This is a genomic window from Desulfolithobacter sp. (assembly GCF_054025815.1).
In genome coordinates this window covers 40,539-50,929 of record NZ_JBPMMS010000030.1, presented here as the reverse complement: position 1 = coordinate 50,929, position 10,391 = coordinate 40,539, and the positions used below count along the sequence as shown (strand labels likewise).

The following is a 10,391-nucleotide window of genomic DNA, read 5'->3' as shown; positions in this document are numbered from 1 at the left end:
TGCCAGGGTGAAGCGTGAGCTTGCCGTTACCAGAATGGAGCGTGACATCCTAAAAAAAGCAGCCGCGTACTTTGCCAGGGAGTCGCTGCCAGGTACGCGGCGATAAAAAGTCTGCGACTCCAGTATTCTGTTCACCTGCTTTGTCGAGTTCTCCAGGTATCCAGGAGTGGATATTATGCCTGGCTCAGCAGGTGTTGGTTCTTAAATTCCCTTCACAAAAAGCTGAGATATTTTTCAGATTCTGTTAATAGGGACCAGTGAGAAATCGGATTATTTGAATGACGTCTTCCTTTCATGAATAGAGGTGGAGTGATGGGCCTTCCGCTCTACGCTCCATTTCTTGGTTATTACAACCCTGCCGACAATCTGATCATGGCCACGGGAGGACGTACAGGATACGGCACCCTGCTGCATGAAATGATCCATGCGTTGATAGAGGCCGATTTTCCCCAGGCTCCGCCGTGGCTCAATGAAGGTCTTGCCAGCCTTTATGAGCGGACACAATGGACTCCTGCCCGACTCAACACCCTGCCCAACTGGCGAATGGACAGGATGCGTGAAGACAACATACCCTCGCTCCAGGTACTGGCCGGAAAAGCCAAGGAAATAGGGCTCCATTCCAATGAAAACGCTGAAATTCGTCTCCTGCTCCTGTTTCTGGATCAGCGGCAGCTGGTCGATGATCTGTACCGGATGGCGAAAGAGGAAGGCTCCTCTTTTTCGCTGGAGGAAGCACTTCCTGCAATGGGGGTGAACGAGAAGGATTGGCGGCTTTTTGTGAAGAACACGTTTCGTGACTACAGGGCAGAGCTTGCGCGGGATCGCGGAGCACTCAGCAATCCCGATGAAGTCCGGTTTCTCCAGCAGGCGCTGAATCAGATCCTGGGGGCACATCTCAAGGTCGACGGGATCTGGGGTCCGTCATCAAGGGAGAAACTGGTGCGGTTCCAGAAAATGGCAGGTCTCAAGCCCGACGGCATTCCTGGCCCGAGAACCATGGCCGAGCTGAAAAGACGCTACATGCTTAACCTGGTGGAGCAGCTGGAAGGGGGAGTCAGAAGATAGAGATGGCTGGCCCTTTTCTCTTTCTTGAGTCACGGTAACTGGCTGTATCCGTGCCGCATTTTCCACAGGAAATATTTTTCAAATCTGATCTTGGCCCATTTCGCCCACCTGGCCTCCTTGAGGTATGATTTCTGGCGGGGCGGCAGGACCGGATCAGCTACCATCAGGGCGGCGGTTTTGCCCATGTCCATCAGGCAGATGATATCCAGATCCTTGCTTGCCACCGGTGGCTGGTTGTCGATATCGGCCGCGATGTTGACGGCCGCTGCCTTGGCCATCTTCACGGTCATGAAGCCGGTCTTCGGCACTCCTGTGGGCACCGGGGTCGGCTCGGCCGGGGCCAGGGCCATGGCCACCCCGATGGTGTAGATGTTTTGATGTTCGGGATGTCGGTAATGGTCGTCGGCCGGGATAAATCCGCGCGGGTTGCCAAGGCCGGCCACTCCGGCCACGCCCTTGAAGGGCGGGGCCAGCATGGCCAGTTTAAAGGGCAGGGTGATGCCGCTGGCAAGGCGGATTTCATCCGGGGTGATCTCGTCCACCGACTGGTTGATGACAGCCTTGATGTCACGTTCTGCAAACTCATCTTCCAGAAACCGGCGAGACTTTCCCAGACCTCCAACCCCCATATGGCCAACGTATGGTTCTGAAGTGAGATAGACAAGGGGGACCTTGTGGCGCATCTTCCTCTTGCGCAGCTCGTAATCCATTTCAAAGGCGAGCTCGTAATAGGGACCGAAACAGCTGGCCATCTGTGTTGATCCCACCACCACCGGACCAGGCTCAGACAGCAGTCTGGCCCAGGCGACTCGGCTCTTCTCGGCATGTTTCAGGCTGAAGGTGCAGTGCGTGTGGCCGCCTTCAGGTCCCAGGCCGGGTATTTCATCGCAGGAAAGATGCGGCCCTGTGGAAATAACCAGGTAATCATAATGATAATTGTCCTGGTCTGTGTATACGGTGAGCGAATCCGGGTCGACTCCGGTCACCGTGGCATGGATAAAGGTAATTGCCCGCGGTTTCAGAATGTCTTCAACCTTTAAGGTAATGTCCCGGGCCCGGCGGCTGCCCATGATCAGCCAGGGCAGCGAAGGCAGAAAGACAAAATCACGGTCATTGCTGATCAGGGTGACATCGGCCCGATCCTTGAGCAGCCGTTTGATTTCAAGGGCCGCGGTAAGTCCGCCAAAGGAACCGCCCAGGACAACGATCTTTTTTCTCATGCGACCACCCTTGTTTTTTAGTTGATAGCGGGGTCGAGACCGCGCCCGGGGCTCAGAAGGTTACGATCCGGTCACTTTCTCTGACGATATCGTACATCTTTTTCATGTTGGAGAGAGGACAGGTGTCACTGCCCGGTAATTGTCTGAGCTTGAGGCAGGTACCGCAGGCGTATATCTCTCCACCGCCGTTGACCAGGGCTGCCATCTGTTCTGTCACCTTGAACTGGTCGGTATCAAGATTTTCACTTTCAACTCCTTTGGCGGTTAGAAATACTTTAACTTCGTCCCCCTGCTTTACGGAAAATACCCCGAAACGAAAGGCGTTCCAGACCGTTTCCGGCTCGTTGGAGCTGATGATGATTCCAAGTTTCATGATTTGCCTCCCTGTAGGTGGTTTGGCGCAATGCGCTGCCTCTTGTTCTGGCGCTGGTTACCAAATGTTTTTTTCTAACCGGACGGTACAGGAAATCAGGATATTTTCTCCTCCCGCCGGAGTTTGGTGAGCAGAAAGGATACGCCGTTGTCGCTCAGACCAAGCTCCCGTGCAATCCGCTGGGGATCGGCAGAGCCGGTAGCCATGACGAGATCACGGACTTCCCGTTCCAACTCGTCAAGCCAATCCTCGAACAGGGGCTGGATGTCAGGTTCAGTTACCGCCCGCAGTTGTTTCGACAGTGCTACTTTTTCAACCAGGCTCTGGCACATGTGTGTTGGATCGACACCTTCGTCCATGCATTCGGCCAGTCAGAGGTCAACCAGGCTTGCGACCTTGTCACTGCCTGATTCACCAATCATGCTGACCACGAACTCGACCCTGGCCTGTTCATCCAGGTGGGCCAGTATTTGTTTTGCTGCCTCGGCAAGCGCGGCCAGGGCCTTATCCGGCTCCAATTGGGCGATAATTTTATGCAATTCTTCCATAACAGAGGCCTCCAAAAAACTAAAAACGTGTTCGCTGCTCCAGCAGGCGGGCTGCCAGGTCTTTAAGCCCGGCAATAATTTCAAGGACGCTCTTGTCTGCGATCTGGTAATAGACAAAGGGGCCTTTTCGCTCAACTGTAACCAGCAAGGCCCGTTTCAATTCCTTCAGGTGGTGAGAGACAAGAGGCTGGGAGATGCCCAGTTCCTCGACAATGCGGGAAACCGCTTTCTTCTCTCCGCTGACCGCCCGCAGAATCCGGAGCCGGTTCTCGTCGGCCAGGCTTTTGGCCAGAAAGGCTGCGGCATGCAGGTCGTCTTCCGATGATTGAACAAAAAGGTTTTTCTCCCCACGCAAAACAGTCTCCCATGGAGTAAAAATTTACCATGCCATAAACATATAAATAAACATTTATATGTTTATGCGCAAGTGTCAAGATTTTTTCCCTCTGTTGAATTTTTCGCCACCTCCTGCAAGGCCGGGTCGGCCGGGCCTGCAGAAGATCAATACATTGGAAGATCCTCTGGTAACGGGTTTGCCTTGTCCAGCAACCATAACAGTGGAAACGAAGGATTTTGCGAACCTGATCCAGCAGCTTGTGTTTCAGATCTTCTCGAAATTTCGTTTTACTTTCTGTTTTTGCTGACATACTGTCGCAATAAGAGGGATGGCGAACCGTAAGGAATGAATGGGGAAGAGTTTTCCATATGTCCAGCTCTATATCGAGATAAATGGAAAAGTATCCCGCCTATTACTTCCAATATCATGGAAAGCTTTCATTTCTACTTATCAGTACAAATAGAACGAGAACGGACCGCTTATGCCTCCCCCTGTCAGGTCAATGGAACCGATTTCGAGTCTCGCGGCTCATTCGGCTTTGTTCGACTCTGAAAAACCAAAGTTATTAAAGGAGGGAAACGGAACATGACTATTATGCTACCTGACCTGCCGTACGAAAAAGATGCTCTTGAACCTCACATCAGCTCAATGACCCTGGATTTTCATCATGGAAAACACCACAATGCGTATGTTACCAGCTGCTCCCGGACGGCACCAGTTTGCCGTCTAAAGTTTGATTTTTCATAGTCAGCAGGCAGATTGTTTTATGAAATAGCTCTCCTGACCCGCACCTTTGGTTAAATTTGTTAGCCAAAGGTAAGATTTTCCGTTTTTTGGACGGATCTATCCCGTCGTCCTGGCCTGTTTTTTTCAAGCCAGGGAGCAGATCTTTGAAATAACCGGTTACCTTCTTACAGCGGTAACGGCACCTGTTTATGATCCAACAGGGAACGATAGAGATCCTCCATGGTTTCAATGTAAAATTCATGGAATTTGCTCCGTACCTTTTCCCACAGGGAACGTTTGCTCTTCCATTCTTTCCAGGCCGCATTGAACAGGGGACAGCATAACTGTTGAATCCGATCAACAAGAAAAGCAAGCATCATCAGAAAAACAAACACTTCCGACAGGTTTTTCTTGCCAAGACCGTAGTTGTGACCAAAATTATACCCCTGATTCTTCAAGGTGTTAAAGGTCTCGTTCTCTATTTTCCACCGCGCCCGGGCACCACGCATGAATTGGTACACATTGTCCTCGGTAACGTCCAGATCTGTGATCCAGCTGAAACGGAGAATTTTTCCGGTTTTGGTATTCTCCTGCCAATATTCGACAGCAGTGAAACTGCGAAGGTTACTCGGATATCCTGGTTGGATTTGTTGATAGGAGCATCATGGATAATTCGAAAATAATGAACGATCTCCTCTTTGTCTTCATCCGGTATGGCCACTTCAACCGCCTCCCCGTTCTCTACGGCCTGGTCAACGTGCTGAAAAAGAAATTCATGATCCTTTTCCTTGACTCCGAGGATGTAATGACAGTTATATCGCTCCAGATCCCTGATATGCGGGGCATTGGAGCTGAGGGCATCCTCGTTGACAATAACCTTCAGATGAGGATGATCTTTACGGAATTTCTCCAGAAACCTTCTGACGGCGTTGCGCTCACAATCCATTTTTTTCTCGCCGTCCTGCTTTCTGATTATTTCCGGGCAGAGAGGAATAACAACTTTTGAATCCGGGTGGACAATGGCCGCACCGACAGCCTGCAGATACCAGGTGACTTTTCCGTTCCTGCTGACCTTCTTCATGCATGCGTCGGAATACAGAGTGCTGGAAGAAAAATACCCGGTGCCGTCAAGGTTCAACAGATAACAACCGTCCATGAACACCATCTGTTCAAGGGCTTTACCCCGTTGCAGAGCCCTGAATGCATCTTTAAATAACGGCCTGAGATTGTTGGGATCAACACCATCTAAAATCTCACGCATGGAGGTGTCGCATGGTATACTGCCCATGCCATAAATCGTCATCAGATTATGACTGGAATCACCGGCCGGAATCACGTGGAATCGGTGGCCGGAATGATCTGGAATATGCACAAATTCCAGAATTTTGTGATTCTGTACCGAAGGTTGTCCGGCAATTGCTCACGTTTTATCCGAAAATCGCCCCGGAGCGTAGTGTTGCCAGGGTGATGTTCATGGTTTGTTGTGGCTGGACAGATCTGAAACATGTCCGGCTATGCCGGCTTATCTGCGTGGATGCCCGGGAGGCATCATCATACCCCTTGGGGACAGGCCGGAGAGTTCCACCTCGATCTCCAGTGTTTCATCCGGCAGCAGGGTATGTTTGCGCAGTACTTTCAGGGTCACTTTGTCGCCAGCCGTTTTGTTCAGGAGACCAAGTTTCAGATCCTCTATCGTCCGGACCTCGGTTTTGTCGAGAGCCAGGATGATGTCACCTTTTTTGATTCCTGCCTTCCCGGCCTTGCCGTGCGGGCTGAGTTGAACAACCTGCATGCGTGTGCCCAGTTTTTCATCCTCAACTTCATTTAAGACTATGCCGATCTTGCCGGCCGGGGGAAGCTTCCTGGGCTCGGTATACATCAGGTAGTCCACCTGTTTGCCCTGCTCTGTGCCGGTATCGACAACGCTTGCGCTGACAATAACGCATTGTCTGATTCCCGGTATCCGGCGGGCTACCCGCCTGGGTATGGCACTGTCCTTGTACACGTGTCCGGTACCGGCAATGACGACCATACGCTGGTCGGGATGAGCGGTGAGGTAATTTACTACGGATTCGGCCATGCTTTCGTCCCAGATGGCCTGGGCCTGGATGAATCCGTCAAAACCGCTTCCTTGCGGCGAACTGTTATGCATGGAGTGGATTTGCTGCAGCCGTTTTCGGTAGCCGGGAACATCAAGGTCCCGCTGCGCTGGTATTTTTTTTACCTGGTCCTCGTCCAGGTTGTCCAGGCTGCCCTCCCGGAAGACCTGGCTGGTTATTTTTTTGTCTATGTTCAGGGCAACCAGCGGGATCCGGTGTTTTTTGGCATAACCGATGATGTCCTGGTACATACGATAATCGTAACCCCAGACCTTGAAATAACGGGAGGCCTTGATGAAATCCTTTTCGTCTTCGATCTTGCCGTTAATGTAGTCGTCAAGGGCCTGCTGTGACGAGCGCGGGAACATTTCCATGCCAATGGCAATGGAAGGGTCACGCCGGTACAGGGCCTGGATGACCTGGAGTTGCAGCAGGTGGCTGGGGTAGTCGGTATGCATCTCGCCCACGTAGACAACCCGTTTTTTTTCAAGATCATCGACGATCTTGTCGAAATCAAGAATCCTGCCGGTCGGAATTCCTGCGGGCGGCGTCAACAGGTCCACGGCGATACCGTCCAGAGCCTGCGCAATCCTCTTTTCGTTTATCCGGCCTTTCTCAAAGTGCAGGTAACTGTACTTGCCATAATGTCTCAACCGGTGCGCCACTGCACTGGTCTCTGTTTCCGATGCACTGGTCACAAGGACCATGACCTGGTTCGGGTTAAGAGGGTTTTTGCGCACATCCAGGGTGAAGCCTGAGCCGGGGTGACCGGGATCCGCAAACAGGGCTCGGCTGTGAACCGATGGGCCAAGATAGAGAAAGCTCCCCTGGGACAATTCGCTGTTTTTGACCTCATCTATTGATCGTATCTCGCATCCCATATCCTCAAGCGCCCTTTTGAGTGGCTCAAAGATTTTCACGTTATCCTCTTCCGGGAGGATAACTGTTTTTTTCTCCGAGCCCATGAACCAGCTCCAGGTGGGGGGAGTCTCGTCCAGGGTCAGCATTCGCATGGTGTCATACCGCGGATCCATGACCATGGATACGGGAAGGTCGGGGGTGTCAATCACAAACTCCTGATCCTTTTTCTCCAGAACCAGAGTCTCGGCCTGTTGGCCGGAGAGGGTGGTTACTGTAAGGGGAAGGCGCAGTTGATAGGCTTTGTCTGTCTGCTGAACAACGTGGAACCGTATCTGGGAGCTGCCATCTGCCTGGCGGACCTCGACCCGGGAAACTTGCAGCCTGGGGATATCCGCGCGGGTGAGCCACTGGGTGAAAAACGGTTCAAGGTTTTGACCGCTGACTCTGGAAAAGGTTTCCTGCAGATCCTGCCAGCTGGCACGTTTAAAGGAAAAACTCCGGTAAAATTCCTGCAGGCCCTTGTAAAACATATCGTCGCCGATATTTTTGCGGAGCATGTGAAAAACCATACTGGCCTTATCGTAACCAATGGCCCTGATTTTTCTGGCAGTGGGGCGGGAATCACCGGCGCCTTGAAACTGCGCCAGGGTCATGGTGTTGTCCGGGTGGACATAGGCCATGTAGCGGAGCAGCTGGTTTTTCCGGTAGTCTATATCCTCTCCTTTGTCTGCCGCATAAAGCTGGTCGGCAAGATAGGTGGTCAGGCCTTCACACCAGTTGCCTGTATCCAGAGGCCCCCTGTTTCGCTCATTGGCCTTTTTTATCCCGATACTGTTACCAAACCAGGAGTGGACGATCTCATGGCCAAGGGACGTGTCCTTGATAAAGGGTAAACGGACTACCGCCTGCCCGAGCAGCGTAAAGGTAGGCATGCCGTATCCCGTGGGAAGCCGGTTTTCGACAATGGAGTATCGTTTGAACGGAAAGGGACCGATCAGTTTCTCGTAGCGCTCGATGTACGCAGCGGCACGGTTCAGGTATTCGGTAGCCAGGGCGGCATCCTCTTTGAAAAAATACGAATAGAGTGTGGTTGAGGATACTTTTCGTTTTTGTACTGTATATGGTCCTGCGACAAAATGGAGCCCCTGCACGGGATAGGGGTAGTCACCCTGGAACCGTCGACCCTGCCGGGTTGTGGAAGAGAAAATGGTTTCAGCTTCAAAGACAGCAGAGAAGGACCCGGGCAGGGTTGCCTGCAGGCTGTAGAGCATGTCTTCTTCGGCCAGGGGATGCCAGAATCCTGCCAGGGTGATGCCATGTTCCGTGATCAGGTTGTCCCCGGAACCCTCGGGAGCTGTCAGGGACCAGGACACATAGAGGGTCTGGGGCCGGGGCGCGGCCGGGATGAGCAGGGTCTTTTCCGGTCCGGTTTTCAGGATCTTTGGAGTGGTTTCCTTCTGTTTCAGCAGCGTCCCGGTGATTTCCAGCGGCCCGCAGTGGAGCGTAAGAGAGCGGTTCGGCGGCAGCTCGATACGCGAGGTTCCCAGGACCTTGTGGTTTTTAAGGTCAAAGCTCAGGGAAAGAGTGTGCCTGAGTCGGTCCATTTTCTGGTCTCCGGCCTGGCCAGACGATGCGCCGACGAGAAAGGAAAAGACCAGAAGAAGGGTGAAGAGGACGGGAGAAACGGAAAAGCAGCAGGTCTGGTGTCGCATGATATATCAGGTATTGTGTCGGTTGCCATGAAAAGGGCCTTTTTGCCGGATCTTTGGACGACCGGCAGGGATCGGCCTTGTTTTTAAGGACAATTATTGGTCTGGAAAGCACGATGGCAATGAACTACGAACCTGCCATAATAATCATTTTTAACAAAAAGGAAAGGGGGAAGTCCTGGCAACGGCCCGGCTTTTTCTTGACAAAAAGTGGACGAACATTGTAGGTCTGTGGCGAATCTGCATAATCTCAGTCAATTGAGGAATGAGTATGGATACATATCGCATCAGGACTATCAACGCCATTGCCGCGGAGGGTCTGGAACTTTTCGGGGACCGCTACCAGGTCAGTCCGGATGAGAAAAATCCCCACGGAATAGTGGTTCGTTCATCGCCGGTGGATATAGACAGCTATCCGGAGCTGCTGGCTATTGCCAGGGCCGGGGCCGGGGTTAACAACATACCGGTGGATGCGGCCACGGAAAAGGGCATCTGCGTGTTCAACACGCCCGGAGCCAACGCCAATGCGGTGGTCGAGCTGGTGTTCACCATGCTTGGCATCTGGCTGCGCAACGTGCATCAGGGCATCAGCTTCTGCCAGGATCTAGCTGGTCTCAAGGGAGAAAAGCTGAATCAGGAGGTGGAAGCGAGAAAGAAAATGTTCAAGGGCGTGGAAATGGCCGGTAAGACCCTGGGGGTGATCGGACTCGGCCAGATTGGTGTTCGCGTTGCCAATGCAGGCGTCCATCATCAGATGCGGGTTGTCGGGTTTGATCCTTTCCCGGTGATGGGCAATATCCACAACCTCTCCCCGGACGTGGAACTGGCCCGCTCGCGCAAGGAGGTCCTGGAGCAGGCCGATTATGTCTCGGTGCACGTGCCGCTCAACAAGAATACCCGCGGCCTGGTGTCTACGGATTTTCTCAAGGTGATGAAGGACGGGGCAGTGCTTTTCAACTACGCCCGCGGCCCGGTGGTGGATGAGGACGCTGTTCTCGAGGCCCTGGCCAGCGGCAAGCTCAGCGGGCATATAACAGATTTCCCTTCAGAGAAATTTATCGATAATGGCAAAATACTGATTACCCCGCACCTGGGGGCTTCCACTTCTGAATCCGAGGGAAACTGCGCCTGTATGGCTGTCAGAGAACTGAAATCCTACCTCGAGTACGGCAATATCACCCACTCTGTGAATTTTCCCAATGTGGAAGCCATCCCCACGGTCTGGGTACATGCTCGTTTGATTGTGATTAACCATGACAAACCGGGTATGATCGGACAAGTGACCAATATCCTTGGCAAGCATCATATCAATATCATGAGTTATTCCAACGAAAGCAATGGTACCGTCGGCTACAATATCATTGATTGTGAGAATGCTGTACCCCCGGTAGTGCAGCAGGAGATAGAGGCCTGCGACGGCGTGATCAAGACCCGGGTCATCGCCTATAAATAA

9 protein-coding genes and 2 pseudogenes are annotated in these 10,391 nt (G+C 52.5%); 4 read left to right on the top strand and 7 right to left on the bottom strand.

Features of this window, described 5'->3' with window-relative positions; genetic code table 11:
- Nucleotides 1-192, top strand: a pseudogene (locus tag ACXJJY_RS07795) (IS3 family transposase); the annotation flags it as partial.
- 102 nt (nucleotides 193-294) lie between these two features.
- Entirely contained in the window at nucleotides 295-1,065 is a 771-nt protein-coding gene (locus ACXJJY_RS07790; RefSeq protein ID WP_456386711.1) for a peptidoglycan-binding domain-containing protein, read from the top strand.
- Nucleotides 1,066-1,094: 29 nt separating this feature from the next.
- Here the strand turns inward: ACXJJY_RS07790 and ACXJJY_RS07785 are convergent, their stop codons facing one another.
- From ACXJJY_RS07785 to tsoR, 4 genes are all read right to left on the bottom strand, one after another.
- Complete coding sequence (locus ACXJJY_RS07785) at nucleotides 1,095-2,285, bottom strand: NAD(P)/FAD-dependent oxidoreductase (RefSeq protein ID WP_456386709.1); 1,191 nt, start codon at nucleotides 2,283-2,285, stop codon at nucleotides 1,095-1,097.
- A gap of 52 nt (nucleotides 2,286-2,337) precedes the next feature.
- Entirely contained in the window at nucleotides 2,338-2,658 is a 321-nt protein-coding gene (locus ACXJJY_RS07780) for a DsrE family protein (RefSeq protein ID WP_456386707.1), read from the bottom strand.
- Between the two features lie 95 nt (nucleotides 2,659-2,753).
- Nucleotides 2,754-3,206, bottom strand: a complete 453-nt coding sequence (gene tsoA, locus ACXJJY_RS07775; RefSeq protein WP_456386705.1) for an LULAXC motif selenoprotein TsoA — start codon at nucleotides 3,204-3,206, stop codon at nucleotides 2,754-2,756.
- Nucleotides 3,207-3,225: 19 nt separating this feature from the next.
- Nucleotides 3,226-3,561, bottom strand: a complete 336-nt coding sequence (gene tsoR / locus ACXJJY_RS07770; protein WP_456386703.1) for an ArsR/SmtB-type metalloregulator TsoR — start codon at nucleotides 3,559-3,561, stop codon at nucleotides 3,226-3,228.
- A gap of 567 nt (nucleotides 3,562-4,128) precedes the next feature.
- Between tsoR and ACXJJY_RS07765 the strand changes: the two are divergent.
- Nucleotides 4,129-4,260 (top strand): annotated as a pseudogene (locus ACXJJY_RS07765) (superoxide dismutase [Fe]); the annotation flags it as partial.
- 194 nt (nucleotides 4,261-4,454) lie between these two features.
- On the opposite strand, the gene ACXJJY_RS07760 reads toward ACXJJY_RS07765, so the two are convergent.
- The 3 genes from ACXJJY_RS07760 to ACXJJY_RS07750 form a co-directional block, all read right to left on the bottom strand.
- A complete protein-coding gene (locus tag ACXJJY_RS07760; RefSeq protein ID WP_456386701.1) occupies nucleotides 4,455-4,778 on the bottom strand; it encodes a hypothetical protein in 324 nt (107 codons plus the stop codon).
- On the bottom strand, nucleotides 4,748-5,557 hold the full coding sequence (locus ACXJJY_RS07755) for a hypothetical protein (protein WP_456386699.1): 810 nt from the start codon (nucleotides 5,555-5,557) through the stop codon (nucleotides 4,748-4,750). Before ACXJJY_RS07755 ends, ACXJJY_RS07760 begins: the two co-directional genes overlap by 31 nt.
- Nucleotides 5,558-5,791: 234 nt before the next feature.
- The gene (locus ACXJJY_RS07750; RefSeq protein ID WP_456386697.1) at nucleotides 5,792-8,941 is read right to left on the bottom strand and encodes a ChaN family lipoprotein; all 3,150 of its coding nucleotides are present in this window, start codon (nucleotides 8,939-8,941) and stop codon (nucleotides 5,792-5,794) included.
- A gap of 268 nt (nucleotides 8,942-9,209) precedes the next feature.
- On the opposite strand from ACXJJY_RS07750, the gene ACXJJY_RS07745 reads away from it, so the two are divergent.
- Nucleotides 9,210-10,391: a phosphoglycerate dehydrogenase gene (locus ACXJJY_RS07745; protein WP_456386695.1), complete on the top strand. Its 1,182-nt coding sequence runs from the start codon at nucleotides 9,210-9,212 to the stop codon at nucleotides 10,389-10,391.